This is a genomic window from Dyadobacter sp. HNCC25DJ185 (assembly GCF_056895195.1).
The window spans coordinates 275,054-300,014 of the sequence record NZ_JBXHAR010000009.1; the positions used below are offsets into that span (position 1 = coordinate 275,054).

Consider the following 24,961-nt stretch of genomic DNA (forward strand, 5'->3'; position numbering starts at 1 on the left):
ATGCAATTGACCAATCGCTCTAAGCAAGTCAGCAATAAAGAAATGACGTTGATGGAACGCGCATACCTGCCTGCAATTGCGACAGGACTTGCGATTACGATCAAACACTTTTTCGCAAAAAAGGTAACTATTGAATATCCTGAGGTGAAACGTTATCTCGGTCCTGTTTTCAGGGGCCGTCATATTCTGAAAAGGGACGCCGATGGTCGTGAACGTTGCACCGCCTGTGGCCTCTGCGCCGTTGCCTGCCCGGCCGAAGCCATTTCAATGGTTGCAGCCGAGAGAGAAAAAGGGGAAGAGAATCTGTACCGTGAGGAAAAATATGCAGCTGTGTATGAGGTAAATATGCTGAGATGTATTTTTTGCGGCCTTTGCGAAGAAGCTTGTCCTAAACAGGCTGTCTATTTACGCCACGATGAATTTGTACCTGTTTTTACCGAACGCGATCAGGTGATCTGGGGAAAAGACCTGTTGGTGGAGGATATGAACAACCGCTATACCCGCGAAGCCTGGACGAAGGAGGAGGCGCGCGCGCTTGACTTGAAGAGAGCAAGCGGAGAAGTTACCAATGTGATTCCAAGAGCTATTCCCTGACCGGTTTTACCAGATTTCCAGCAGTTAACAAGATTATGAATTCAGCTGTATCATTTTTTTATTTCCTTTCCTTCCTTACTGTTCTCAGTGCAGTAATGGTTGTTGTCTCGCGTAACCCAATCCATAGCGTTCTTTATCTTATCCTGACGTTTTTTACTTTGTCCGGACATTATATTCTATTGAATGCCCAATTTCTGGCAGCTGTGAATATCATCGTTTACGCCGGCGCCATCATGGTGCTATTTCTATTCGTGATCATGTTTTTGAATATGAAGCAAGACCATGAAGAGTCAAAAACAAATCTTACTAAAATTGCGGCTACCATTGTGGGAGGTACTGTTTTTGTTATACTATTTGGCGCGTACCGTAAAAGCGTCATTCCATCGTACAATCCCGAAACTTTTGATTCTCAGGTTGGTATGATAGAAAGCCTGGGTCATTTGCTTTTTAGGGATTATTTATTGCCTTTTGAGCTAGTTTCGATCCTCCTGTTAGTGGCTATGGTGGGAGCGGTCATGCTGGGAAAAAGAGAAATTGGAGAAAGGCATTTTTAATTTACTTTATATGCGAAAAAATGAGGAGCCTTTCAGACTCCTCATTTTTTATTTAAAGATCACTGGCAATCTTATTCGCTTTCAACTTCTGTATAGGCGTCCACCGGGATGCAGGAGCAAATCAAATTACGGTCTCCATAAGCACTGTCTACACGGCTGACACTCGGCCAGAATTTGTTGAAACGGAGATAAGGAAGCGGAAACGCTGCTTTTTCACGACTGTAAGATCTGTTCCAATCACTATTTAACAATACACGTGACGTGTGAGGTGCGTTTTTTAACACGTTATCCGTTTTGTCCGAAATTCCCAGCTCTATTTCCTTGATCTCATTGCGGATTGAAATCATAGCGTCACAGAACCTGTCCAGCTCTGCTTTGGATTCCGATTCAGTAGGCTCGATCATCAGCGTGCCTGCAACAGGAAATGAAAGCGTCGGAGCATGGAAACCATAATCCATCAAACGTTTGGCCAGATCTTCCGCCTCAACGCCAATTGATTTGAAAGACCTGCAGTCCAGGATCATTTCGTGCGCACAACGTCCATTTGTACCTGTATAAAGTACATCATAATGTCCGCTCAAACGTTCCTTGATATAATTAGCATTTAGTATTGCATATTTTGTAGCATTGGTGAGCCCCTCTCCTCCCATCATCGCAATGTATGCATAGGAAATGGTCAGGATGCTTGCACTGCCATAAGGCGCCGCTGAAACGGCTCCTGCTTCACCCGACGGTAAATGCTCCGGTTGAGTACTGAAATTCACGTGTCCTGGAAGGAACGGCATTAAATGCTCCGCAACGCCGATTGGCCCAACGCCCGGACCGCCGCCGCCATGAGGTATGCAAAAAGTCTTATGCAGGTTCAAATGGCAAACATCCGCACCGATTGTAGCCGGACTAGTAAGTCCAACCTGTGCGTTCATATTGGCCCCATCCATATAAACCTGGCCGCCATGCGAATGGATCAATTCACAAATCTCAATAATGCTTTCCTCGTAAACACCGTGCGTAGAGGGATAAGTAACCATCAAACAAGAGAGATCATTACTGTATTGTTCCGCTTTTTCTTTGAGGTCTTCCACATCGATATTTCCTCTTTCATCACATCTGGTGACTACCACTTTCATTCCCGCCATTACAGCAGAAGCCGGATTCGTCCCGTGAGCAGATGATGGAATAAGCACAACATTACGGTGACGGTCTCCACGACTTTCATGATAAGCTCGAATTGCCATCAAACCGGCATATTCGCCCTGTGCGCCCGAATTGGGCTGAAAAGACATGGCAGCAAAACCTGTAATCTCGCAAAGCCAGGTATTCAGCTCCCCAACCAGTTGTGCGTATCCCCCTACCTGGTTGGTAGGTGCAAATGGATGGATACCTCCAAATTCAGGCCACGTTAAGGGGATCATTTCGGCAGTAGCATTCAGCTTCATTGTACAGCTTCCCAATGAAATCATCGAATGCACCAACGAAAGATCTTTGTTCTCCAAAGATTTCAGGTAACGCAACATCTCATGCTCGGTATGGTGCGTGTTGAAGACTGGATGCGTCAGGTATCCCGTCTTTCTTTCAAGATTGTCAGGAAAAGCAAACTCGAACTCCTCGTCAATAACCATTTCTCCCTGAAAGCCCGATACCTCAGCAAACACATTCAACAGCGCAATTACGTCATCAAACGTCTTGGCTTCATCGAAAGATACTGTGATGCTTTCTTCCTTATTATATTTAAGATTAATCCCCCATTTCAATGCCTGTTCCCTGAGTTTTCTTACAAGGGGAGTCTGAATAGTAACAGTGTCGAAAAAATTCTCTGTGATCACATCGTAGTGGAATTTTCTGATTGTATCCACAAACAGGCAAGTCAGTCCATGCACACGCGAAGCGATGGTCTTGATCCCCTCGGGACCATGGTAAACCGAATAAGCACCGGCAATAACAGCCAATAATACCTGAGCAGTACATATATTAGAAGTTGCTTTTTCCCGACGGATATGCTGCTCGCGGGTTTGCAAAGCCATCCTTAACGCCCGGTTACCCTCCCCATCAACCGAAACACCAATGATACGTCCCGGAAGGCTGCGCTTAAATGCTTCTTTTGTAGCAAAATAAGCCGCATGCGGTCCGCCATAACCCATTGGTACGCCGAAACGTTGCGAAGATCCCACTACTACATCAGCTCCCATTTCACCGGGAGATTTCAACAATGTTAAAGCCAGCAGGTCGGCGGCAACTGCCACGGTAATATGCAAATCGTGGGCGGCAGCAATAAAATTGGTGTAATCAATTACTTCCCCATTGGTTGCAGGGTATTGTACCAATGCACCGTAAAGACTCTCGTTAGTAAGATCAAAAGTGGCATGGTTTCCCACAATTACTTCGATTCCCACAGGCTTAGCGCGCGTATGGATTAAGTCGATTGTTTGCGGATGGCAGAGCTCGGAAACGAAAAAGGTATTTGCTTTCTTTTTGGAAACCGGCCGCAGGCTATGCAGCATAGTCATGGCTTCCGCCGCCGCGGTTGCTTCGTCCAGCAGCGATGCATTGGCGATCTCCATTCCGGTAAGGTCGGTCACCACCGTCTGAAAATTAAGCAGCATTTCCAGCCTTCCCTGCGCAATCTCGGCCTGATAAGGAGTATAAGCAGTATACCATGCCGGATTTTCAAGGATATTCCTGAGAATTACATTTGGCGTAATGGTATCATAATATCCAGTACCGATGTATGATTTCAGTACTGCATTTTTTGACGCAACTTTCTTTATTCCCTGCAAAAATTCCTGCTCTGACTTTGGCGGAGGCAAATTAAGAGGCTTTGGCAAGCGGATCGCCGAAGGCAGCGTCTGGTCTATTAGCTCATCGAGCGATGCTGCACCGATCGTTGACAGCATTTCCTGCAATTCCTGTGCATCTTTACCGTGGTGGCGGCTTTCAAATCTATCCTGGTTTCGAAGATTAACTTTCATTCAACGTTGGCAGATAATGCCTTTAATTAATTGTTTTAAAATACAAAAGTAAGCAAAACCAATCAGATCTTTAAGAAATGACCGTATCGCCTACTCTTGAATATGTACAAAAAAATACGTCAGATTGTTCCTAGTGGTTTGGGCAACCGCAATCTGTTTTACGCTTGAAAATACCTAGGATTTTCTTTGACTTTGGTTTTTTATATCCTTTGTATTTCTTCTTTTTACCCATTAATTCCATTTTCGCGGATACCGGCTTTGCATTTGCAGTTTCAATGCCAGAAAGCCCGCATATTAGGGTAAGAAGCAGAAGCCAGGGAGCCAGTTTTTTCATAGTCGTCAACATTTTCAGTCCACACCAGGATAGCTATTCAACGCATCCGCATTATGATCCCGTATACTTTTTTCTTCGACAAACCAATTTTGTCATATTTCAGGCTTTTACCAATTCCAGAATGGTGATTTCTGGTAAAATTCCAACTCTACCCGGGTATCCCAAATAGCCGAAGCCGCGGTTTACATACAAAAACTGGTCATTTTCTTGATACAGGCCCGCCCATTGCTTGTACCTGTACTGCACCGGGCTCCATTTTAATTTACCGATTTCCACCCCAAACTGCATACCATGTGTATGGCCGGCCAAAGCGAGATCAATGTCTTGATACTTCGGCAAAACCTGAGCCTCCCAGTGACTTGGGTCATGCGACAATAAAATTTTCACTGGATAGTCGTCCGTATTACGGTTCGCCTTTTCAAGATTTCCATACTTGGCAAAGTTTCCAGCCCCCCAATTCTGAATGCCAATCAGCCCGATGGACTCTCCGTCCACCGTGATTGGCCGGTTTTCGTCCAACATCAGATTCCAGCCAAGCAGTTCATGGGCTTTCTTGAGATCGGCTAGGTTCCTGGTTTTAGTGTCTACGTCCGGCCATTGAAAATAATCCCCGTAATCGTGGTTTCCCAAGATCGAATGCACACCCAGTGGCGCTTTGACTTTTTCAAAAATATGAATGTAATCCTTTACTTCAATTGCCCTGTCATTGACCAGGTCGCCTGTAAAGAAGGCAATATCCGGTTGCTCTCTCATGAGCATTTCCACCCCGCCTTTCACTGCCGTTTTATTGAAAAAACTACCTGAGTGGATGTCCGACAATTGTGCGATTTTCAAGCCGTGGAAGGCCTTAGGGAGGTTTTTAAGGGGTACTTTGACCCTGCGTATACGGTAATCGTGTGCCCCTGAAATAATTCCATATGCAAATGTCCCCATCAGGCCTGCTCCCGCAGCTACTGCAGCCGTTGCCAAAAACTGAGACCTTGGAACCGTATGTTCACCAGTTTCCGGAGAAATCACTGCCTCTGACGGGATAAAAAAACTCAAGATCCATTGGAAGAAGCGGCGGATATCATCAATCAGTAAAATAAAGACTGCTAAAACCTTTGACAAATAGGGAATCGCAATAAAGGCAATGAAAAATGTCCTGGTCGTGCTTTTGAAATAATCGGGAGGGAGCAACTGCATTGCGAGATAGGACAAAAGCGTCAGGACTGTGAATCCCCAGTAGGCCCCGCCGATCCACCGCTGTGCGAGCGGGCTTACATTACGTATTGCAATACGCAGGCCCTGCCATACATACCAATCTATTGCAACGAGAACAAAGGTTAATACTAAAAAAAAGAAGGTTCTATTCATTTTAGACAAGCATTGGGGTATTGCCAATAAACACAACCATCAATTTTCTCGTTCGGACTTCGTCAGAGATTAACGGATTTATACACCGCGAACAAAATCACTCAGGCCAATGGCCTATTTCCTCGGTTAAACGGTTTTTAGTATTTTTGAAGCCAAATAAATTCTGCTTATGCCGCACTTTGATTTCAAGAGATTCCATATCCGTTCCATGAACGCAGGCTCTGATGCAGAAAGGGCACAGATTAATCAGGAACTGAAAGATCTTTATGCCACACTTTCCGAAGAAAATAAGAAGATTTTCAATGAAGAGCTTCAAAAATTCCTGACTACGGAAGTAGCCCGGATCAAATCCGATTACGAGTCGGTTCATGGGTTGGACCAGCCCAATTAGGGCTGCTAATTTAACCGGGGATCGATCGGATAATGCGCGATAGATCGGTATTCTCCACCCATGTTGCGCAGGATTTCCCGCCAAAAGTTGCCGGGCGGCGTCGAAAACAGGAAATCGGAAGTGGTAGTGGATACAATCCACGAATCCTGGCTAAGCTCGTCTTCCAGCTGACCACCACTCCAGCCGGAATAGCCAATAAAGAACCGGACGTCCTCTTGCTTTAAAGTGTTCAGATTCAATAGTGTCTTCACACTGGAAAAGTCCCCGCCCCAAAAGACATTTTTCATAATCTCCGCGCCTCCCGACACCAGATCTGGTCTGCGGTGAATGAAATGAAGTGTATTCTTTTCGACCGGCCCGCCCAAATGCAGCGTGATATCCTGGTAGATTGTCTCTTCCAGTACATCTCCCAGAAATAACTCAGTTGTCTGGTTAAGGACAAAGCCAAAGCTTCCCTGGTCATTGTGCTCACACATCAGGATCACGCCCCTCTCAAAGTTGGGATCGCCCAGAAATGGTTTGGCGATTAACAGGCTTCCTTTTGAAACATTCGCGGCTGAAGACATAACCCTGCAGTTAAAATAATTCATCCAATATATTTATTTTTTGTTAACAATTAAACTGGCCTTAGCAAAAGCATTACAGCTTTTAAGTATTTTTCCAGTGAGACATTTTATTCAAGTAACTATCGGTTAATAAAATTATGGCGCTTATAAAATCGGTCCGGGGACACCACCCGCTTTTTGATGAAACATGCTGGTTCGCGGAGAATGCGACGATCGTGGGGGATGTGGCAATGGGCGAATACTGTACGGTTTGGTTCAATGCAGTGATCCGCGGTGATGTGAACAGCATCAGGATCGGCCACCATTCAAATGTGCAGGATGGAGCTGTGATCCATTGTACCTACCAACGGTTTGCCACTTTCGTGGGAAACTATGTTTCTATAGCACATAATGCAATTGTTCACGGCTGCACGATTGGGGACCACGTACTCATCGGTATGGGTGCAATAGTGATGGATGGTGCTATTGTGGGCGAGGGTGCGATTGTAGCGGCAGGTGCAATCGTTACCCAGGGGACAAAAATTCCGCCGGGAACCATATACGCAGGCAATCCGGCAAGATATCTTAAAGATGTTTCAACAGAATTACACGCGGCAATTGACAGAACCGCTAATAATTATATTATTTATTCGGGGTGGTTTAGGGAGGAAGGTGATTAAAATTGTAAGCATACTTTTTACGCCCTATGCCATTCTATTAGAATTGGAAAAAGCAAATTACATCTTCATGACTAAAATCTTTCTTCATAGCAAAGTACAAAGCAGTAATAGATAAAGAAGTAATCGTCTAAACAAAATACCGGCGAGGGTTTAAAATGATCTTTCCGGTATTACTATATCTGACAACGCAGGAAACTCTGGCGAACGCACTTCAATTATCCACCTCTACCATCAACAGCATTGAAAATAATAAAAGGAGGATGGACATTGACCTGGTTTACAAGCTGTCTACCGTCCTTAAAAAAACATGCGCAGGTTGTTATCGCGCTTTTTGGGCTGTAAAATGCATCGGGGAAATCCGCTAGCTCATTTCCTTGCGCGCATTCAAATACCCTTTTACAACCGTGAATGTTGTGATCGCCAGGAAAAACAGGATAATGTACTGCACATAGTCTACGATCCACGGGAAGCGCTCGCCGAACAAATAGCCGCCGCCGGTCAATGCACCGATCCAGATTGCCCCGCCGAGCACATTATTAATCAAAAAGGAAGGAAACGCCATTCTGACAAGCCCGGCCAGAATCGGGGCGAATGTACGAACTACCGGCAGAAACCGGCTGATGATCAATGTTCTGCTTCCGTATCTTTCAAAATATTTACGGGTAGTTTCAATGTGTTTTTTCTTAAAGAAAAACGAATCTGGCCTGTTTTCGAAAATCCCACCGAAGTATCTGCCAAATATATAACCAAGCAGCGAGCCCAGTACGGCGGCCGTGAACATGCATAATAAAAGGATTGCAATTGGGACATCGAGCATGCCCGTCCCGCAAAAGACACCTGCCAAAAAAACCAGATAGTCGCCGGGAAGAAAAAATGCAAAAAACAAGCCGTTTTCTGCAAACACGATGAACGTGATCACCAGCAACCCTCCGGTTCGAATGATTTCCTCGGAGTTCAGGATGTACTGAAAAAACTCTGCAATTGAATTCATAGGCATTGTTTCAGGGGCTGGCCCGACAAGTCGTCCCCAAAATTATGCATTTTCCGATAGTTCAAGCCATCGCATTTCTTTGCCTGCCTGGCTTTCGGTTATTTCTTCGATTTGTTTTGACCATTTTGCCAGGTCGTCATGAGATCCTCCCTTATTTAAATTCTCCACCAGCAGTACCTTTTTCTTTTCCATTTCCGCAATGTCCTTTTCCAACTGCTCCATTTCTTTCTGCTCTTTATAGCTAAGCTTTCTTTTGAGTTGAGTTGGAACCGCTACATCCTCTTTTACTTGGGCAATCGGTTCAGCAACAGGAGCCTTGTTGCCCGCCGCCTGCGACAAGCTCTTTTTTTCAGCCTCTTGTTCATCCTGATAATCACGCAATTCAGTATAGTTTCCTGGAAAATCGCTGATCTTTCCTTCACCTTCAAAGACAAATATGTGCTGTACAAGTCTATCTAAAAAATACCTGTCGTGGGAAACAATCACAAGACAACCCGGGAAATTCAGTAAAAACTCTTCAAGTACGTTCAAGCTGGCGATATCCAGGTCATTGGTCGGCTCATCGAGGATCAAAAAGTTAGGTTGCTTAATCAGTATCAGCAATAACTGTAACCTGCGCTTTTCTCCCCCGCTCAGCTTGGAAATAAAATCGTATTGTTTGGAAGGAGAAAACAGAAATGCCTGTAATAAATGACCGACCGTAACTGTCTCGCCCGTACCAAGCTGAACGACCTCAGCCACATCCTTCACAATGTCGATAACACGCTGATTTTCATTAAATACCAGATCCGACTGTTTGTAGTACCCAAACTGCACCGTTTCCCCCTTCACAATCTCGCCCTTATCAGGAGGCAATTCGCCGGTAATCATGTTGAGCAAGGTCGACTTACCCATACCATTCTGTCCGACAATCCCAATGCGGTCACCTTTTCTGAATGTATATTCAAAATCCTTGATCAATTGACGATTGTCAAATCCCTTGCTCACGTGGTTCAGCTCGATGATTTTGCTGCCGAGCCGTGAAGTCCTCACATTCAATTCCATTTGGGTATCGACTTTCTTCTGGCTTGCTTTCTCCTTCAATTCTTCGAAAGCGTCTATCCGGTACTTGGCTTTTGTGCCGCGTGCCTTTGGCTGCCTCCGGATCCAATCCAGTTCCTTTCGCATCAGGTTACGCGCCTTGTCAATTCCCGCAGCCTCGATTTCCTCACGTTCTGCCTTTTTCTCCAGAAAATAAGAGTAATTCCCCTTGTAGCTGTAAGCCGAACCAAAAGCGAGCTCTAGCATCTGATTGCAAACGGTATCCAGGAAGTACCTGTCATGCGTTACAACCAAAAGTGTGGTATTGGAGGTGTTCAGGTAATTTTCAAGCCATTCAACGGTGGCGAGATCCAAATGGTTGGTTGGTTCATCGAGTATGAGCAAATCCGGATCTTCCAGAAGTACCTTGGCCATTGCAACGCGCTTGCGCTGCCCTCCCGACAAAGTTCCGAAAAGTGCGTCTGTATGATGAATGCCAAGCCTGCCCAGAATCTCTTTGGTCCTGTATTCGAAATCCCATGCATTGTACTTGTCCATATCCTCCATCACCTCAGCCAATTCATCGTGATTGTCGGTTTCAATGGCGTGCTCATACCTTTTAACTACTTGAGCAACCGGGTTATTGGAAGAAAAAATCACCTCAAGAACGGGTAAGCTTTCGTCAAATGAAGGACTTTGATCCAGGTACCCGACACGAATGTCCTTCCTGATGCTTACATCTCCTTCGTCTGGCGGAATTTTACCTGTCAGTATATTCAGAAAAGTAGTTTTACCGGTTCCATTTGTCCCAATTAGAGCCACCTTATCCCCCCGGCTGATTCCAAAATTGATATTTTTAAAAAGCCACTGGTCGCCAAATGACTTGGCTATATTTTCTGCTGAAAGATAATTCATAATTAAAAGTAAAATTCAATGTCTGCAAAGTTAGGATAGATATCAAACAACACAGAAAAAATTCGTTTTAGTAGGGTAAATAGGCTAATATTGCCGCTTATATTCAGTTAGATGGTTCCATTGAACACGTTTTATTATCATGTCTAAGAAATTTCTTTTCCTTATCTCAACCGTTTTTCTTTGTTTCAATTCCCTAGCACAAGACAGCAATTTCAAAAACTATACTCAAAAAATTGGGGGCAGCCCTCAAGTCTATGACATGGTTGCTATTCCAGGCGGCGAATTCACCATGGGCAGTCCTGCCAATGAAAAAGGTCGCAAAGCAGACGAAGGCCCACAGCATAAAGTCAAAATCGAACCTTTCTGGATGGGAAAATATGAAGTGATCTGGGATATTTACGATTTATATGCTTTCAAAAATATGGAAAAGGAAATGGCCGCCAGACATCCAGACCCGGATAAAAGCGTTCAAAAAACGGATGCAAGTACTCGCCCTAGCCCTCCATATGTCGATATGTCTTTTGGAATGGGTCGATCAGGTTATCCCGCGATCAACATGACACAATATGCTGCCATCCATTTTTGTAAATGGTTATACGAAAAAACAGGCATCTTTTATCGTTTGCCAACCGAAGCCGAATGGGAGTACGCTTGTCGCGCAGGTTCTAAAACCGCTTACTCATTTGGCAATGATGAATCGAAAATCGACGAATACGCTTGGTATCGTAAAAACAGCGACGCTGCTTATAAGAAAATAGGTCAGAAGAAACCCAATGCCTGGGGTTTGTACGATATGCATGGCAATGTCATGGAGTGGACGCTGGACCAATACATCCCGGACTACTATGCTAAAAAACCAGCCGGAGAAGCTTATGCTCCGGTAACTGAGCTCTACCCAACAGCTGTCAGAGGCGGATCCTGGGACGACGAGCCGGTTGATCTGCGCAGTGCAGCCCGTACCGCCTCTAAGCCTGAATGGAAGGTTCTCGACCCACAATTGCCAAAAAGTGAATGGTGGATGACCAGCGCTTCATTTGTAGGATTTCGTGTTGTACGGCCGTTAAAAACACCGTCGGCAGAAGAAATCAAAGCCTATTACAGCCCAAAATTGATTGAAGATTACTGATCATAAATAAACTCTTAATTAAAAGGATAATGGAACAAAATAGACGCAATTTTCTTAAAGCATCTGGTCTGATCGCCGGAGGCGCTATGCTGAATCCGTTGAGCGGATATGGTTTTAACAGTTCTGTAAACGAAACAATAAAAGTTGCGTTGATCGGTTGCGGAGGCAGGGGCACCGGGGCGGCTGCGCAAGCTCTGAGTACATCACAGAATGTACAGATCGTTGCGATGGCCGATGCGTTTAAAGACCGTCTCGAAGAATCTTATAAAAACCTTACCACAAAGAAATACAAGGATGCATCTGGTGCAGTGGTTGATACCAAAACCAAAGTAGACGTTCCGGAAGATCGCAAATTCATTGGATTTGATGCCTTCAAAAAGGCGATCGCGCTTAAAGATGTGGATGTGGTGATCCTGGCAACGCCTCCTGGCTTCCGTCCTTATCATTTTGAAGAGGCTGTAAAAAACAACAAACATATTTTTATGGAAAAACCCGTTGCAACTGATGCTCCGGGAATCCGTAAGGTTTTGGAAATTGCTGAGGAAGCAAAGAAAAAGAAGTTGAATGTCGTTGTCGGCTTGCAGCGTCATTATCAGGCTAATTATCGTGAAGCTATCAAACGTATACACGACGGGGCATTAGGTGATATCGTTGGCGGACAGGTTTATTGGGTTGGCAGCAGCCCATGGATGAAGGAGCGTCAGCCTAGCCAAACTGAAATGGAATACCAAATGAGAAACTGGTACTATTTCAACTGGCTTTGCGGTGATCATATTTCTGAGCAGCACGTTCACAATATCGACGTGGCAAACTGGGTGAAAAAGGGTTACCCTGTAACAATCCAGGGGACTGGCGGCCGCCAGGTACGTACCGGAAAAGCTTATGGTGAAATTTTTGACCACCATACACTTGACTTGGTTTACGCCGACGGTACGGTCATTTCCAGCCAATGCCGCCAGTTTGAAGGTACATGGAATCGTGTTGACGAGGCCTTTGTCGGCACCAAAGGTCGTATCGACAGCTTTGACGGAAAGAAAACTATTTTGAAAGACTACAAAGGAGGCGTTATCTATCAGCACGACGATAAGGGAGATAAAAACCCATATCAGGTTGAGCATGATGAATTGTTCGCTGCCATCGCCAAAGGCGAATATAAATTTGCTGATGCAGAAAACGGTGCCAAAAGTACAATGACATCAATTATGGGCCGTATGGCAACGTATTCTGGAAAACTGATCAAATGGGACGAAGCGCTGAATTCTGACATTAATTTGTTCCCGGACAAGCTTGCATGGGATGCTTCTCCAAAGATTCTCCCCGGCCCAGATGGGTTATATCCAGTTGCTATTCCTGGTAAAACCCAGGTTATATAGTCGGTGATTTTTCTTAACAAAAAAAATGGCTCTAACGAGCCATTTTTTTTGTTAAGAAAAACTTGCCGAAACATGTTTATGAATGCAATAGCTTTTCAATAAGGAATTGCTACATTCATTGAGAATAGTATAGCTGCGAGATTAATTTTGGAACAAAAGAGTAGTCAGTGAAACCTAGCCTTCGAAACGCGGTACTGATTTTATCTGCCGGCATGCTTTTGCTGGCTATTGGATCCTTTCTAAATTTTACAGAAACGCAGGCAAGCAATCCGATTATACTGAGTGGACTTGCTATCGAATTCATCGGAACGATATGGCTAGTCCTAAGTCTGAATCAAAGAAGAAGAAAACAGAAGTTTTAAGTTAATTGATTTGTCAGGCCCTGCTGGATTTGTTCCTAAGATAAAAATCAGCAAGAACAATTGCCGTCATCGCTTCCACAATGGGCACTGCCCGCGGTACTACGCAGGGATCATGTCGACCTTTCCCTTGAACAATGGCTACGTTTCCGTCCTGATCCACACTCTCCTGATCCTGCATGATGGTTGCAACCGGCTTAAAAGCCACCCGAAAGTAAATATCTTCGCCATTTGAAATACCACCTTGAATACCGCCAGAATGATTCGTCCTTGTATGAACATTGCCAACTTCGTCTGTATAAAAAGCATCGTTGTGCTGAGAGCCCAATAAAGCGACTCCATCAAATCCACTTCCATATTCGAAACCTTTCACAGCGTTGATACTTAGCATCGCTTTTCCCAACTCCGCGTGCAGCTTATCAAAAACCGGTTCCCCCCATCCTGCCGGCGTTCCTTTAACGACAGCAGTTACCACCCCCCCCACTGAATCACCTCGTTTTCGGATACTGTCGATGTAATCGAACATTTGCTGTGCCATCACTGGATCAGGGCAGCGTACGTCATTGGATTCTGTCTGTGAAAGATCTAATTCATTGTACTCATATTGGAGTTTCAGGCTACCTACCTGAGAAACGTAGGCTTGCACGCTCACACCAAGTTCTCTTAAAAGCGTTTTAGCCAAAGCCCCCGCGGCAACCCTGGCAGCAGTTTCCCTTGCGGAACTTCTTCCGCCTCCCCGATAATCACGGATACCGTACTTCGCCTGATATGTGTAGTCGGCATGCGAAGGGCGGTACTGGGTTGCTATATGCGAATAATCCTTGCTGCGCTGATCTTCATTCCGTATGAGCAATGCTATTGGGGTGCCGGTAGTCCTGCCTTCGAAAACACCCGACAAAACCTCAAATTCATCGGCTTCTCTTCGTTGCGTAGTAATTCTGGATTGGCCGGGCTTCCGCCGGGTTAGCTCGCTCTGAATAAAATCACCATCAAAAATTACCCCTGCCGGACATCCGTCTATTACCACACCAATCCCCGCTCCATGTGATTCGCCAAAAGTCGCTACCTTGAATATTTTCCCGTAAGTACTTCCCATCAATTATTATTTTCTAAAAACCCAAAACATGGTTAACAAGAGTATAACCACTACTGCATTTGTCGCATTCTTCAAAATCTTTTTATAATCAAATGATTCACGCCCACTGTCGATACTTTCAAGGTTATCATACAGGCCCGCTGAACCGGCCAACGATAAATTGGCTAGCTTGTAATCTTCTCCCTCCACTTTTAGCGATTTGGAAGATCTTAAAGTATCATATCGTGCTGTTGCCAAATTAAAATAGATCCATTGGAAATACCTGCCTAACGGAAAAGAGCCGTCCTTCCTCGGCACTACAAAATAGTCAAAAGTCTTCTCCCCGATCACTCCCTGGTAACTTCTCTTGACCACCTGACTTATTTCCGGAGGATAAATGTCTAAATAGGAGTTCGTTTGAATGATTGGTGCCTGAATGGATGTGATATTACCCATACCCTCAACCTTAAACATGTATCGGATGCTTTCGCCAGGGTAAACAAGGTTCGCAGACAATTTCTCCTTTAAATTATACTGACCTACTGCGACCTGGTCTCGCAATGGGTGATCAGGTAATTGCTTCACCAAGACTCTCACTGCCTTGGATCGAAAAGCCTTGATAATTTTCTTGTCCACATTCACTGCCCCAGCATTATCCGTAACAAGCATATCCAGTTTAACAGAAGGAAAGACAATGTCTTCTGTTGTAATAGGGAAAAGTCTGGCCTGGTACATGTTATATTCGGTATATTGCCTTCCCTGAATAGCAACTTTTCGCTTGACGATTTCTTCAATGCCTACATTTTCTTCCCAGCAGTTAATAGGCCGAACAGCTTTTAAGATAGCCTGCAACTGTTCATTGAAACGATAAAATTCCATTTGGACAGGTGCATTTTCAGCAATGTATAGTGAAATTCTCAATGCAAAACCCTCACGGATGTAGACCGATTTTTTATCTGTCTGCACAGATAAAAAAACACCTTCATTCACATCAACTAGGTCGGCTTCAACAGAAGGCGCCTTTGTTGCAATTACTCCATTATCTGATATTCTCCCTTCCGAAAACAAAACATTGGTTTCCTCTGCCCTCAGGCGTTGACCGTTAACGTTTATAAAAAATTCCTGAACAAGATAATTGCCTGGCTTTGATGCGTAATACTCTTGGGTGATGGTTTGTATTACAACCTTTTTGCCGTCTACAGTACTGATCGAACTTGTAGCTGATTTACTCCGTTTCTCAAGGTCCTTAATCTCCGGGAAAACAATAGACGGACGGTTCTCTACATCTCGTAAAACGACCGAGATCAACAAAGGCTGATCAATCGTAAGATTTTTAGAACCAAATTCGATTGTAGCTGCGTCATTCATTACCTGAGCTCCGAGTGTACCCGAAAAACACAAAATAATATTCAATAACGCACATAATTTCATTGATTATTTTCGTTAACTTTATTAGAATTTAGTATAATCTTGCGCGTTTTATTTTGTTATATTCAACATTAACGTCCCTAAACCACAAAACTACATAATTACTATGGCCTCAATGCTTGAATACATTAAAATTATTCTGCAAAAAGTGAGCTTCGATCGCAGGCTGTTCGAAAAAGAGTTGAGGAAAGCGATTCGTATGTTGATGCCAGCCGAGGTAAAACGTTTAAGGCAGTGGTGTTACGACCATTACGCAACAGTGCATTTGCCAGTATTAAATACTTGCTTTGAGCGCTTATCTTCCTACTAAAAGTTTTCTTTTTATAAAGCAAAACAGGCCGCCGGAATTACCGACGGCCTGTTTTGCTTTATCTTGTAATTTATTCTATTTCTTTTTGGGAGCGGCAGTCGCAGGTGCTTTTGGTTTACCGGCTGTCGTCGCAGGCTGAGTAGCTGGCGCAACAGCAAGTCCTAGTGCTTCCTTAGCAGCAGCATTATCAGGATCAACCTTTAAAAGCTTTTCCCAGTATTCCTTCGCTTTTGCCTGATCCTTTAGTGTAGACTGTGCGTAGAAAGCCAAGTAACTATATGCAAGTCTTAAATACGATTTGTACTTACTTGGATCAGGATCTTTCTCAGCAAGTTCCGTCAATTTCTGGTAATAAGGCGCGGAAATTCCTTTGTCGACATTTTCCTGTCTGTCATAAGCATTGTAAAGTGTGCTGGCCCTCCAATAATAACCATAAGGCCAATCCGGAAGCTTTTGTGTCACAGTTGCGAAAATGGAGTCTGCTTTCAAATACAACGCTTTCTTAGTGGACGCAATTTTGGCACTATCCGCATAATTAGCGTCCGCAGATGTAGGTACGACGATGCTCGACGCCATCTGGAAATTAGCAAGACCTGTATAGTAATAGTCATTGGCGCTAGCCTTCGCAGTATCCAAGGCAATACCTTTTGAATAGGCATTTGCGGCATTCGGGAAATCTTTCGCAGCGTAATAAAGTGCAGCTACTTCCTTATAAGTCGTCGAAGCCTCTGTTTTGCTAGTATCCATATCAGCACCTTTCATCATATAAATTACCCCGGTAGAGTCATAACCCTTTCCGTCAGTAGCTTTCTGATTGTAGGCACGTCCCAGGTACTTATAATCATCAGCAATTACCTTATCAGGCGCAACTTTCATAAATTCATTCAGGCTCTGAATAGCTTTGTCCGGGTCGTTCTGCTTGAAATATGACCAGCCGTACATTCTTAGGGTAATCGGGTTGTTGATTTTTCCTTTGATCTCTTCCAGTAATTGTAAAGACTTCGCATAGTCATCTGCGGTAAAAGCGAACTGAGCAGCTCTTAACTTCATCTCTGGATCAGTAGTGCCGCTTTTCTGAATATATAGGTCGAAATTTTCAGCTGCTTGCTTATATTTCTGAGCAAAGAAATAAAGCTCGGCCAGGTCTTTGTAAGCAGGTGCAAAATTAGGATCGGCTTCAATTGCCTTTTTATAATTCTCCAATGCAAGGTTATAGTTCTTACCACGGAGATAAATTTGTCCGATCGCATTATGAGCCGCAGCATAATTAGGCTTGGCAGTCAGAGCATATTCATATGCAGTAACTGCATTACCACCCTCATTGCGAAGCATAAGAGCATCACCTTTTGCGAGGTAGGCATCGGCAAGATTTTTGTCGCGCTTAATCGCTAAATCCAATAACCTGATTGCTTCCGCTGGATCATTGGTTTTTTCAAAGAGTGTATATGCCTCACCAATTCTGAAAAGTACTTCAGCATCCTTTCCCTTCTTTTTTTCGGCGGCGTCAAAAAGCTCCTTTGCCTTAGCCCTATCACCTTTTCCAAGCGCAACCGTACCCAACCCAACCTGGTTTAAATAAGATTTGTCATCCAATTGGACACCTTTTTCAAAAGCCTTCTGAGCTTCCTCTAGCTGATTAGTCTTTATATAGTAATAACCAAGATAATACTGGTTATCTGCAGAAGGAGTACCTTCTGCTAATTTTTTGAATAGTTCCCCTGCCTCATTGTAACGTTCTCCATGTATCAATGCAAGGCCATCCTGCGCCGTTTGTGCGTGTACATTAACAAACGCTATTAAACCAATCACCAGTGCTACTAATTTCATTCTCATGTTTCTGTTCATTTTTTACCCGGTTAAAATAATGATAAAAAATTTGGCTTTTCAATAACAAATTCCAAATCTATAAAATTGTTTAAGTTAAAAGTCCTTCCCGGTGGTAATCTCAATTTCCCTCGGGTATGGCACTGTTGGCAATAAACCCATTTTTTGAATAATTAACCCACCAACATCCCTTGCGATATAAGTCATTAATCCACCACCCAGTCCGGAATAACCTTCCCGGCTTATGATGTACAGATCTCTGAAAAGAGGATATCTTTTGAATTCCAAGCCACTCTGAAAAGGCTGAATATAGTCTGTCAAAGAGTCTGGATTAACCTTGGAAGCAACCCCCATCACATTGATCCCCTTAGATAGTTCTTCAGAAGACAAGGAATGACCATCACTTATCCAGTTGACTCCAATAAAACCAAGATGCAATGGATCCTTTCTAACATCTTCTATCACTTTCTCATTGGAACCGGCTGAAACTATTCGTAAGCCGCTAATATCAGCGATACTAAACTTATGCAATACAAAGTTGAGATTACTCGCATTAGCGTTGTCAAAAACCAAAGTGATCAACCCTTTCTGATTACCGCCCTTTAATTCAGACCAGTCCTTGATTTTTCCCTCCAGAATTGCTCTCACTTCAGCCATCGTGATAAGACTGTCAGTATTAGCTTTACTTGTAACCAGTGCTAACCCGTCGGTAGCTATATGCTGGTACTTCTGACTACCTTTCTGCTGCTTAATAATTTCAAGTTCACGATTATTCAACTGCCTAGTAGAGAATATAATCCTAGCACTGTCATTCAGCAGTTGCCTAATAGCTTCCTGTTCTGGCTTGTAATCAATCTTAAAATGCGTATTCGGGTAGATACCCTCGTAAGCATTGGTCAGTGCATTCACCAGCGGTTTAAACGATTCATCGGATGCAATAGTAATAGTCCCTTGTCTTGGATTATCCAGGTTTCCATCTGACGAGGAACACCCTAATAAGGTTATTACTAACAATATACACGGGAACCATTCCGTCAGCCTAATGTTCATAATTCGTCGTGATTTCTTCTTTTCCAAACCCGATAACCTCTGTAGGCCCCATACAAAATAAGTGTGCCAGCGAATGCGTACCGGGGTATACTTCCGATAGGCAACAATCTAAAAGACAAGGAGGAGAGGATCAAAAAGACCCCTCCTCCTATGTATGTCAGAGCCATTAACACAGAGGTTAGATCACCGATCTTCTCATGCAATGGTTTTTCCCTCATGAGTTACTCCAGCTGGAAATTGATAGGCAGGTTATATTTAACCCGGACTGCACGTCCAGACTGCTTTCCTGGTTTCCACTTCGGCATTGCTTTCACAACACGGATAGCTTCTTCGTCACAACCAAAACCCAATCCTTTTAAAACAGCTACATCCTGAATACTGCCATCCGTATTTACAACGAAAGACATAAACACCCTTCCAGAAACGTTTGCACGTGATGCAGCACTTGGGTACTTGATATTTTTACCCAAATATTTATACATCTCAGCAGTACCGCCCGGAAATTCAGGTTGTTGTTCTACAACTGTAAACACCTTTTCAGGCTCTGGAGCAGCTTCAACAACTGTACCCTTACTTGGAGCTGCTACAGCTTCCGGAGCAACGATGATCTCATTCGCATTAGGGTCGCCTTCTACAGTCTTGTCAGCAACAACAGCTTCCTTAATCTCTTCAACCGTTGGAGGCGGTACCTCTTCCGGAACCTCTTCATCCTTTTTAACCTCTGGTGGCAAGAACTTCACCGTGTTCACCTTAGGTTGTTCCACAGGTGGTGGAGGTGGTGGAGGTGGTTCAAGCGGGTCAATTGGCGGCGGTGGTATTTTCATTAAATCCACTTCAACCATCACGTCTTCTTTTTCATTGCCAGCTGTCAACTTATTAATAATTGACGGCGTAAACATGGCAAGCACAAAAAGAGCAGCTCCGATCAAAGTAGCCTTCGTAACATCTGCTCGATAGCCTCTACGAAGTTCAAATGCACCGTACGCCTTGTTACGATCGGCAAACACTATGTCATCAAGTGTTGCATTCGGGCCTATTTCTGCCATGGCGCTTTGATAGTTTTGATTAAAAAATTAATTTTTTGGAATGATCTTGTCACCTAAAAGAGCCTTCTCGGAATCCGTAAGAGTTTCTACGAGAGCGTACCTTTTAGATTTGGTAATCGCCATTTCATCCAGCACATCAACCATATTCTTATAAGTCGATACCGGAGTGGGCTTAATCACTACCACAAAAGGATCATTTCCTTTCTCATCTTTGGGATTTGCCGCATTGATTCTCTTTGCAGAAGAGAAAATTACGCTTCTAAGATCAAATCCGTACCGAGTAGTTTTCAAAGATTCCTTAGCCTTGTCATCATCAGCGGCAACACCGTCCAGATAATAAACATCGTCGTTTGCTCCCATAAAAAGAGTTAAAACTTTGGATGCTTTCAATGGCTCCGTCTTCTCCTGATCCTCCTCGTCCGTTTTGTCGGGCACCGCCAACGTCATAGATGTCGGTTTAGACATAGTAGTCGCAAGCATAAAGAAGGTAATAAGCAAAAATCCTAAGTCCACCATTGGGGTCATGTCCACGCGAGTGGACATTTTCTTGGCCCGAACTTTACCATCACCTTTACCATGCCCACCACCCGATTCTTCAATTGCTGCCATTTTTTCTTATTAATTAAAATGATACCTTTTGAAACGTTACTCGTTCGTGTAACCTGCAGGTGCTTGTTCGCTACCGGTGATCAGGTTAAACTTGTTGATGTTCTGCGACTGCAAATTGGCCAGTACATCTTTGAAAACCGGAAACTTCGCTAGGTTGTCTCCTTTCAAGGCTATTCTCAACTGATTGTTAGCCTTACGCGCTGCATAAACCCAGTCCGCCAATTCACTAGCTCCTGTCGAGTCGACCGGAATACCAGGCTGCTTCACGTTTGGCATCTGCTCTTTCGGCATGTTCAACCAAGGCTTCAACTGATTCAATGGAAATCCAAAACTAGTCTGAAGAGCGAATTTCGCTTTTTCAGTATCAGTAAAAGTAATCCCTTTGGCCTGTCCAATGTTATCAAGCATTGCCGCTCTAACCGGTTTTGCATCTACCCCGAAGAAAACTTTGCCTGTTTTGTCAATACTAATGATCATAATATCATCGTCCGGAACCTTGATCTGCGAAATCGAAGAAGGAGTTGTAATCTCTGCCTCATTCGACTTAAAAGTCGCCGTCATAATGAAGAATGTCAACAGTAAGAACGCTACGTCAGTCATCGCTGTCATATCAGTATGCGGGGCGTGCTTCTTAGGTCTTACCTTTCCCATAGCAAATATATAAGTTTTTTGTATATTAACGAAACTTCACTATCAATTAGTTCAAAAACTATCAATAATGTGCAGCAAAATTTGATTGAAGGCTCATGCCAATTTCATCAATGCTGTAAGTAAGATCGTCAACACGGCTGTTAAGGTATGCATATGAGATGGTTGCGATAGCCGATGTACCGATACCAAGCGCGGTATTGATAAGGGCCTCAGAAATACCAGTCGCAAGTGCAGCAGAGTCAGGAGAACCTGAGGTACCTAGCGCAGCGAACGCCTTAATCATCCCGATTACTGTTCCAAGAAGTGCCAAAAGAGTAGAAGCACCAGCGAGTGTCGCAATAATGGTAAGGTTCTTTTGAAGCATTGGAAGTTCAAGCGTAGTAGCTTCCTCGATTTCTTTCTGAAGAGCCGCCAGTTTTTGTTCTTTATCAAGCGCAGTTTCGGTAGTTAACTGCTTATATTTCAGAAGGCCTGCTTTTACAACATTACCAACAGATCCTTTTTGTCTGTCACATTCTTTTATAGCTTCTTCAATTTGATTTTTATCAAGAAGGCTTCTTAACTTACGTACAAACGAATCGATGCTTCCTGAACCCGATGCTTTGTTCAAAGTGATTAAACGTTCGATTGTGAATGTTAACACGATCAGGAAACAAGTCATCAAAATTGGCACGATAGGACCTCCTTTGTAGACAATTCCGTAGTAATCTCCATCGATTGGGCCTTTTGCATGATCGCCATCCTTAAAGTGCTCGGGGGCTCCCAGCACGAAAATGTAAACACATAATGCAATCGCAAATAGTAGAGGGATTACCAATGCCGGGTTCAAACCGCCTTTGCCTTTTGTTGCTGCCGCTGCAGGCTTTGGAGCTGGTGCCGGACTTGTAGCTTTCTTTTCCATCAGACTTACTTTTAAAGGTTAAATTGAGATTTTGGTTGTGAATTAAATAAAACTTTTGGTTAAAACTGGTTTTGGTAAAATAAAATTTCGATTGCTTTTTTGAATTATCGACTTCTACAAAAGTATGAGTTTTCCTTTTAAAAAAAAGCAAGCTTTTCCTCAGATTTTTTCCCGAATTTTTTAACATTCAGCTTGATAATTGTATATTCTGAAGATTAAGCCACTCCACATTTTCTTGGTAAATCTGGGTTTAGTACTCATTCAGAAGCAAATATCAGAGTCATGTAAATTTATAGATAATTGTACTCTTTACGTCAAAGCCAGTATACATGTTTTTAAAAGGGTATTATTGTATTTGAAAAAATTTCAAGATTCTGCCAGAAAAGCAAATATTATTTTTCTCCTACTATGTGTCCAAACAACAATTTTAAAATCGAAACTAGCTATATACTGCCAGGGACAATCCTTTTGTCTAAAACCACCAACAGCTGAAGTCAAATTTGCAATACAAAATCACATGCTGTGGGCCAATTCGACTTTCGAGAATAAGCGGTTTGGCAAAAATCCGGTAATTTTGTGGCTCTACGGATACCCTGAGTACTAACTTAACAAATTCTTAAAATGAAAATTGACAAGGAATCCCTTAAAAAGATTGCCCATCTGGCTCGGCTGGAAATCAAACCTGAGGAAGAGCAGGCACTCCTGAAAAGCATGGATTCCGTTCTTACCTGGATGGATCAACTGAATGAAATCGACACTGAAAATATTGAGCCGCTTACTCACATTACTGGAGAGGTCAATCATTGGCGGGAAGATCAGGGAATAAATACCTTGAGCAGGGAGGAGGCTATATCCAATGCGCCCTCCAAAAATCAAACTTATATAATGGTACCCAAAGTGATTGAGTAAGGTTGGGACAGTATGCCCCATTCATCATCAGCTAATCCAGCGTGAAAGCATCGGCGTCAGACAATGCGGGGAAAACTTCACGATAATGCATCAGCTTACCTTTTGAAAAGCTGATGGTCTTGATCGTTTCGGCTGCGGCAAGCATGGTCAAAGGTTCGCCTAAATAGTCAAGTGCGACAGAGTCTCCATGATATTCCAAGCCGTTGCCATCTTTCCCAACCCTATTAACACCCACTACATATGCCTGATTTTCAATTGCCCTTGCTTTAAGCAAAGTGTTCCATGCATGTGTACGTTTTGCGGGCCAATTGGCGACATATATAAGCATGTCGTAGGGGTCGGCGATAGAATTGCGGCTCCAAACCGGAAATCTGAGGTCGTAGCAAATCAGTGGGCAGATTTCCCAACCCTTCCAGTGCAGCTTTAACCGACCTTTGCCAGGAGAATAGGTATGATGTTCGTTGCCAATACTGAAAAGATGGCGCTTATCACTATGTACCAATAGACCGTCTGGTTGGATACAAAGCAGCCTGTTGTAAAAATCCCTTCCCTCCTTTACGGCAAAGCTGCCAATAACCATTGATCCTGTTTGGGCAGCAATCTGCCTCATCCACCTGGTGGTAGTCAGGTTCATAGGTTCAGCAATTGCCGTATTCATGGTAAATCCCGAGTTGAACATTTCGGGAAGTACAATCACGTCGGTCTGCTCAGAAATTGAGGCTATTTTCTCTTCAAGGGAAGAAAGATTAGCGGTCACATCCTCCCAAAACAGGTCAGTCTGAACCAGGGTAACTGTTAAGATGTCCATGGGTTTGGTGCGTCTAAAAAACTTCGGTTAACGCCAGCTCTATTTTCGGTTGGGAAACCGCATCCTATAATCGGCATCTACATTCCCTTTGGAAATATCTGTCAGCTTTTTCTTGATCAATTGCTTTTTCAAAGTCGGCAAATAATCAACAAACAGCTTACCCAGCAGATGATCATATTCATGCTGAATAATCCTTGCCGCCATTCCGGAATATGCTTCCTCATGCTCATTCCATTCCGCATCCCTGTAACGGATTTTTAATGTTGCCGGCCTGTACACATCCCCCCTGATGCCGGGAATACTCAGGCAACCTTCCTCAAATGCCCATTCCTCGCCCGTTTCCTCCAATATTTCGGGATTGACAAACATTTTCTTGAAATCGACCAAAGACATGTCCGGTTCGTCATCGTCGTCATCGTCCTTTTCACTAAATGGTGTTCCGTCCACCACAAATATCCTGATATTCATTCCTATTTGCGGTGCGGCGAGGCCCACACCATTGGCAGCATGCATGGTTTCAAACATATCCTCTGAAAGCTTTTTAAGGTCCAGCTCATCTTTCTCGATAAACTTGGTGGGCTTTCTGAGTATCGGATCACCGTATGCAACTATGGGATAAATCATTTTTAATGAGACTTTATTCGTTTTTGTATAATCAACTATTCTTGGAGGCTACCTTTTGCTTTCCATATAAGACTGGAGAATGATGGTCGCACTTATTTTGTCAATATTGCCTTTCTCCCGCCTGTCACTTTTTTTAGAGCCGGCTGTAATCATGGACTGAAGAGCCATTGACGATGTGAATCTTTCATCGTGGGTGTAAACCGGAATTTCCGGAAGTACTTTCGCCAGTGACTTGATAAAAGCGACAACTCTTTCCGCATTTTCGCTGGCCGTGTTATCCAGTTTCTTGGGCATCCCGACAATAATTGCCTCCACTTTTTCCTGCACAACATACTTTTTGATGAATTCTAAAAGATCGTGCGTCCTTATTGTGTCCAAAGCCGTGGCAATGATCTGAAGAGGATCAGTAACCGCTATCCCGCTGCGCTTTGCACCATAATCGATCGCCAGTAAGCGTGGCATGTATCTTAAAGTATGTTAATAATTTGCAAAGATAAGACCTTTCAATTAGCTTTTCCTGAT

Annotated in this window: 26 protein-coding genes; 9 read left to right on the forward strand and 17 right to left on the reverse strand. The window is 43.6% G+C overall.

The window, feature by feature from the left end; genetic code table 11:
- On the forward strand, nucleotides 1-594 hold the full coding sequence (locus AC1XUF_RS25125) for a NuoI/complex I 23 kDa subunit family protein (RefSeq protein WP_483344610.1): 594 nt from the start codon (nucleotides 1-3) through the stop codon (nucleotides 592-594).
- A gap of 35 nt (nucleotides 595-629) precedes the next feature.
- On the forward strand, nucleotides 630-1,148 hold the full coding sequence (locus AC1XUF_RS25130; protein ID WP_483344611.1) for an NADH-quinone oxidoreductase subunit J family protein: 519 nt from the start codon (nucleotides 630-632) through the stop codon (nucleotides 1,146-1,148).
- Between the two features lie 71 nt (nucleotides 1,149-1,219).
- Here the strand turns inward: AC1XUF_RS25130 and gcvP are convergent, their stop codons facing one another.
- The 3 genes from gcvP to AC1XUF_RS25145 form a co-directional block, all read right to left on the reverse strand.
- Entirely contained in the window at nucleotides 1,220-4,114 is a 2,895-nt protein-coding gene (gene gcvP, locus AC1XUF_RS25135) for an aminomethyl-transferring glycine dehydrogenase (RefSeq protein WP_483344612.1), read from the reverse strand.
- Nucleotides 4,115-4,244: 130 nt separating this feature from the next.
- Nucleotides 4,245-4,448 carry a hypothetical protein gene (locus AC1XUF_RS25140; RefSeq protein ID WP_483344613.1) on the reverse strand — a complete coding sequence of 68 codons (204 nt, stop codon included), beginning with the start codon at nucleotides 4,446-4,448 and terminating at the stop codon, nucleotides 4,245-4,247.
- A gap of 99 nt (nucleotides 4,449-4,547) precedes the next feature.
- Entirely contained in the window at nucleotides 4,548-5,804 is a 1,257-nt protein-coding gene (locus tag AC1XUF_RS25145; protein WP_483344614.1) for a metallophosphoesterase, read from the reverse strand.
- Between the two features lie 169 nt (nucleotides 5,805-5,973).
- On the opposite strand from AC1XUF_RS25145, the gene AC1XUF_RS25150 reads away from it, so the two are divergent.
- Nucleotides 5,974-6,195 (forward strand): hypothetical protein, encoded by a 222-nt coding sequence (locus AC1XUF_RS25150; RefSeq protein WP_483344615.1) that lies wholly within the window; start codon nucleotides 5,974-5,976, stop codon nucleotides 6,193-6,195.
- A gap of 5 nt (nucleotides 6,196-6,200) precedes the next feature.
- On the opposite strand, the gene AC1XUF_RS25155 is transcribed toward AC1XUF_RS25150, so the two are convergent.
- Entirely contained in the window at nucleotides 6,201-6,761 is a 561-nt protein-coding gene (locus AC1XUF_RS25155; protein ID WP_483344616.1) for a YqgE/AlgH family protein, read from the reverse strand.
- A 137-nt stretch (nucleotides 6,762-6,898) separates the two neighbouring features.
- Here AC1XUF_RS25155 and AC1XUF_RS25160 point away from each other — a divergent pair, with 137 nt between their 5' ends.
- Nucleotides 6,899-7,420 (forward strand): gamma carbonic anhydrase family protein, encoded by a 522-nt coding sequence (locus AC1XUF_RS25160; protein WP_483344617.1) that lies wholly within the window; start codon nucleotides 6,899-6,901, stop codon nucleotides 7,418-7,420.
- Between the two features lie 155 nt (nucleotides 7,421-7,575).
- A complete protein-coding gene (locus AC1XUF_RS25165; RefSeq protein WP_483344618.1) occupies nucleotides 7,576-7,785 on the forward strand; it encodes a helix-turn-helix transcriptional regulator in 210 nt (69 codons plus the stop codon).
- On the opposite strand, the gene AC1XUF_RS25170 is transcribed toward AC1XUF_RS25165, so the two are convergent.
- Together AC1XUF_RS25170 and AC1XUF_RS25175 are read right to left on the reverse strand one after the other, a co-directional pair.
- Nucleotides 7,782-8,411: a DedA family protein gene (locus AC1XUF_RS25170; RefSeq protein WP_483344619.1), complete on the reverse strand. Its 630-nt coding sequence runs from the start codon at nucleotides 8,409-8,411 to the stop codon at nucleotides 7,782-7,784. The two genes, AC1XUF_RS25165 and AC1XUF_RS25170, sit on opposite strands and share 4 nt — an antisense overlap.
- Nucleotides 8,412-8,453: 42 nt before the next feature.
- On the reverse strand, nucleotides 8,454-10,346 hold the full coding sequence (locus tag AC1XUF_RS25175; RefSeq protein WP_483344620.1) for an ABC-F family ATP-binding cassette domain-containing protein: 1,893 nt from the start codon (nucleotides 10,344-10,346) through the stop codon (nucleotides 8,454-8,456).
- A 259-nt stretch (nucleotides 10,347-10,605) separates the two neighbouring features.
- On the opposite strand from AC1XUF_RS25175, the gene AC1XUF_RS25180 reads away from it, so the two are divergent.
- On the forward strand, nucleotides 10,606-11,472 hold the full coding sequence (locus tag AC1XUF_RS25180; protein ID WP_483344621.1) for a formylglycine-generating enzyme family protein: 867 nt from the start codon (nucleotides 10,606-10,608) through the stop codon (nucleotides 11,470-11,472).
- 29 nt (nucleotides 11,473-11,501) lie between these two features.
- The gene (locus AC1XUF_RS25185) at nucleotides 11,502-12,845 is read left to right on the forward strand and encodes a Gfo/Idh/MocA family protein (protein WP_483344622.1); all 1,344 of its coding nucleotides are present in this window, start codon (nucleotides 11,502-11,504) and stop codon (nucleotides 12,843-12,845) included.
- 375 nt (nucleotides 12,846-13,220) lie between these two features.
- Here AC1XUF_RS25185 and aroC read toward each other — a convergent pair whose 3' ends face one another.
- Both aroC and AC1XUF_RS25195 read right to left on the reverse strand, forming a co-directional pair.
- Entirely contained in the window at nucleotides 13,221-14,300 is a 1,080-nt protein-coding gene (gene aroC, locus AC1XUF_RS25190; protein WP_483344623.1) for a chorismate synthase, read from the reverse strand.
- A gap of 6 nt (nucleotides 14,301-14,306) precedes the next feature.
- Nucleotides 14,307-15,710: a BatD family protein gene (locus tag AC1XUF_RS25195; RefSeq protein ID WP_483344624.1), complete on the reverse strand. Its 1,404-nt coding sequence runs from the start codon at nucleotides 15,708-15,710 to the stop codon at nucleotides 14,307-14,309.
- A 103-nt stretch (nucleotides 15,711-15,813) separates the two neighbouring features.
- On the opposite strand from AC1XUF_RS25195, the gene AC1XUF_RS25200 reads away from it, so the two are divergent.
- Nucleotides 15,814-16,017: a hypothetical protein gene (locus AC1XUF_RS25200; protein WP_483344625.1), complete on the forward strand. Its 204-nt coding sequence runs from the start codon at nucleotides 15,814-15,816 to the stop codon at nucleotides 16,015-16,017.
- A 75-nt stretch (nucleotides 16,018-16,092) separates the two neighbouring features.
- On the opposite strand, the gene AC1XUF_RS25205 is transcribed toward AC1XUF_RS25200, so the two are convergent.
- The 6 genes from AC1XUF_RS25205 to AC1XUF_RS25230 all read right to left on the reverse strand — a co-directional run bounded on the left by AC1XUF_RS25205 (nucleotide 16,093) and on the right by AC1XUF_RS25230 (nucleotide 22,098).
- Nucleotides 16,093-17,862, reverse strand: a complete 1,770-nt coding sequence (locus tag AC1XUF_RS25205; RefSeq protein WP_483344626.1) for a tetratricopeptide repeat protein — start codon at nucleotides 17,860-17,862, stop codon at nucleotides 16,093-16,095.
- Nucleotides 17,863-17,937: 75 nt separating this feature from the next.
- A complete protein-coding gene (locus tag AC1XUF_RS25210; RefSeq protein ID WP_483344627.1) occupies nucleotides 17,938-18,891 on the reverse strand; it encodes a substrate-binding domain-containing protein in 954 nt (317 codons plus the stop codon).
- Nucleotides 18,892-19,112: 221 nt separating this feature from the next.
- Complete coding sequence (locus tag AC1XUF_RS25215; protein ID WP_483344628.1) at nucleotides 19,113-19,937, reverse strand: energy transducer TonB; 825 nt, start codon at nucleotides 19,935-19,937, stop codon at nucleotides 19,113-19,115.
- A gap of 27 nt (nucleotides 19,938-19,964) precedes the next feature.
- Nucleotides 19,965-20,546 carry an ExbD/TolR family protein gene (locus tag AC1XUF_RS25220; RefSeq protein WP_483344629.1) on the reverse strand — a complete coding sequence of 194 codons (582 nt, stop codon included), beginning with the start codon at nucleotides 20,544-20,546 and terminating at the stop codon, nucleotides 19,965-19,967.
- A gap of 36 nt (nucleotides 20,547-20,582) precedes the next feature.
- The gene (locus tag AC1XUF_RS25225; protein WP_483344630.1) at nucleotides 20,583-21,197 is read right to left on the reverse strand and encodes an ExbD/TolR family protein; all 615 of its coding nucleotides are present in this window, start codon (nucleotides 21,195-21,197) and stop codon (nucleotides 20,583-20,585) included.
- A gap of 61 nt (nucleotides 21,198-21,258) precedes the next feature.
- On the reverse strand, nucleotides 21,259-22,098 hold the full coding sequence (locus AC1XUF_RS25230) for a MotA/TolQ/ExbB proton channel family protein (RefSeq protein WP_483344631.1): 840 nt from the start codon (nucleotides 22,096-22,098) through the stop codon (nucleotides 21,259-21,261).
- Nucleotides 22,099-22,719: 621 nt separating this feature from the next.
- Between AC1XUF_RS25230 and gatC the strand changes: the two genes are divergently transcribed.
- Entirely contained in the window at nucleotides 22,720-23,007 is a 288-nt protein-coding gene (gene gatC, locus AC1XUF_RS25235) for an Asp-tRNA(Asn)/Glu-tRNA(Gln) amidotransferase subunit GatC (protein WP_483344632.1), read from the forward strand.
- A gap of 31 nt (nucleotides 23,008-23,038) precedes the next feature.
- Here gatC and AC1XUF_RS25240 read toward each other — a convergent pair whose 3' ends face one another.
- From AC1XUF_RS25240 to ruvX, 3 genes are read right to left on the reverse strand one after another with little or no spacing between them, the layout of a single operon-like run.
- Nucleotides 23,039-23,815 (reverse strand): amidohydrolase, encoded by a 777-nt coding sequence (locus tag AC1XUF_RS25240; RefSeq protein ID WP_483344633.1) that lies wholly within the window; start codon nucleotides 23,813-23,815, stop codon nucleotides 23,039-23,041.
- 39 nt (nucleotides 23,816-23,854) lie between these two features.
- Nucleotides 23,855-24,439 carry a peptide deformylase gene (def, locus tag AC1XUF_RS25245; protein ID WP_483344634.1) on the reverse strand — a complete coding sequence of 195 codons (585 nt, stop codon included), beginning with the start codon at nucleotides 24,437-24,439 and terminating at the stop codon, nucleotides 23,855-23,857.
- 48 nt (nucleotides 24,440-24,487) lie between these two features.
- Nucleotides 24,488-24,901, reverse strand: a complete 414-nt coding sequence (gene ruvX / locus AC1XUF_RS25250; protein WP_483344635.1) for a Holliday junction resolvase RuvX — start codon at nucleotides 24,899-24,901, stop codon at nucleotides 24,488-24,490.
- Nucleotides 24,902-24,961 lie beyond the last annotated feature (60 nt).

Bases quoted from the DNA above. Each gene is read 5' to 3' on its own strand.
- AC1XUF_RS25125 (WP_483344610.1), top strand. From the start codon at position 1: ATGCAATTGACCAATCGCTCTAAGCAAGTCAGCAATAAAGAAATGACG.
- AC1XUF_RS25130 (WP_483344611.1), top strand. From the start codon at position 630: ATGAATTCAGCTGTATCATTTTTTTATTTCCTTTCCTTCCTTACTGTT.
- gcvP (WP_483344612.1), bottom strand. From the start codon at position 4,114: ATGAAAGTTAATCTTCGAAACCAGGATAGATTTGAAAGCCGCCACCAC.
- AC1XUF_RS25140 (WP_483344613.1), bottom strand. From the start codon at position 4,448: ATGAAAAAACTGGCTCCCTGGCTTCTGCTTCTTACCCTAATATGCGGG.
- AC1XUF_RS25145 (WP_483344614.1), bottom strand. From the start codon at position 5,804: ATGAATAGAACCTTCTTTTTTTTAGTATTAACCTTTGTTCTCGTTGCA.
- AC1XUF_RS25150 (WP_483344615.1), top strand. From the start codon at position 5,974: ATGCCGCACTTTGATTTCAAGAGATTCCATATCCGTTCCATGAACGCA.
- AC1XUF_RS25155 (WP_483344616.1), bottom strand. From the start codon at position 6,761: ATGTCTTCAGCCGCGAATGTTTCAAAAGGAAGCCTGTTAATCGCCAAA.
- AC1XUF_RS25160 (WP_483344617.1), top strand. From the start codon at position 6,899: ATGGCGCTTATAAAATCGGTCCGGGGACACCACCCGCTTTTTGATGAA.
- AC1XUF_RS25165 (WP_483344618.1), top strand. From the start codon at position 7,576: ATGATCTTTCCGGTATTACTATATCTGACAACGCAGGAAACTCTGGCG.
- AC1XUF_RS25170 (WP_483344619.1), bottom strand. From the start codon at position 8,411: ATGAATTCAATTGCAGAGTTTTTTCAGTACATCCTGAACTCCGAGGAA.
- AC1XUF_RS25175 (WP_483344620.1), bottom strand. From the start codon at position 10,346: ATGAATTATCTTTCAGCAGAAAATATAGCCAAGTCATTTGGCGACCAG.
- AC1XUF_RS25180 (WP_483344621.1), top strand. From the start codon at position 10,606: ATGGTTGCTATTCCAGGCGGCGAATTCACCATGGGCAGTCCTGCCAAT.
- AC1XUF_RS25185 (WP_483344622.1), top strand. From the start codon at position 11,502: ATGGAACAAAATAGACGCAATTTTCTTAAAGCATCTGGTCTGATCGCC.
- aroC (WP_483344623.1), bottom strand. From the start codon at position 14,300: ATGGGAAGTACTTACGGGAAAATATTCAAGGTAGCGACTTTTGGCGAA.
- AC1XUF_RS25195 (WP_483344624.1), bottom strand. From the start codon at position 15,710: ATGAAATTATGTGCGTTATTGAATATTATTTTGTGTTTTTCGGGTACA.
- AC1XUF_RS25200 (WP_483344625.1), top strand. From the start codon at position 15,814: ATGGCCTCAATGCTTGAATACATTAAAATTATTCTGCAAAAAGTGAGC.
- AC1XUF_RS25205 (WP_483344626.1), bottom strand. From the start codon at position 17,862: ATGAACAGAAACATGAGAATGAAATTAGTAGCACTGGTGATTGGTTTA.
- AC1XUF_RS25210 (WP_483344627.1), bottom strand. From the start codon at position 18,891: ATGAACATTAGGCTGACGGAATGGTTCCCGTGTATATTGTTAGTAATA.
- AC1XUF_RS25215 (WP_483344628.1), bottom strand. From the start codon at position 19,937: ATGGCAGAAATAGGCCCGAATGCAACACTTGATGACATAGTGTTTGCC.
- AC1XUF_RS25220 (WP_483344629.1), bottom strand. From the start codon at position 20,546: ATGGCAGCAATTGAAGAATCGGGTGGTGGGCATGGTAAAGGTGATGGT.
- AC1XUF_RS25225 (WP_483344630.1), bottom strand. From the start codon at position 21,197: ATGGGAAAGGTAAGACCTAAGAAGCACGCCCCGCATACTGATATGACA.
- AC1XUF_RS25230 (WP_483344631.1), bottom strand. From the start codon at position 22,098: ATGGAAAAGAAAGCTACAAGTCCGGCACCAGCTCCAAAGCCTGCAGCG.
- gatC (WP_483344632.1), top strand. From the start codon at position 22,720: ATGAAAATTGACAAGGAATCCCTTAAAAAGATTGCCCATCTGGCTCGG.
- AC1XUF_RS25240 (WP_483344633.1), bottom strand. From the start codon at position 23,815: ATGGACATCTTAACAGTTACCCTGGTTCAGACTGACCTGTTTTGGGAG.
- def (WP_483344634.1), bottom strand. From the start codon at position 24,439: ATGATTTATCCCATAGTTGCATACGGTGATCCGATACTCAGAAAGCCC.
- ruvX (WP_483344635.1), bottom strand. From the start codon at position 24,901: ATGCCACGCTTACTGGCGATCGATTATGGTGCAAAGCGCAGCGGGATA.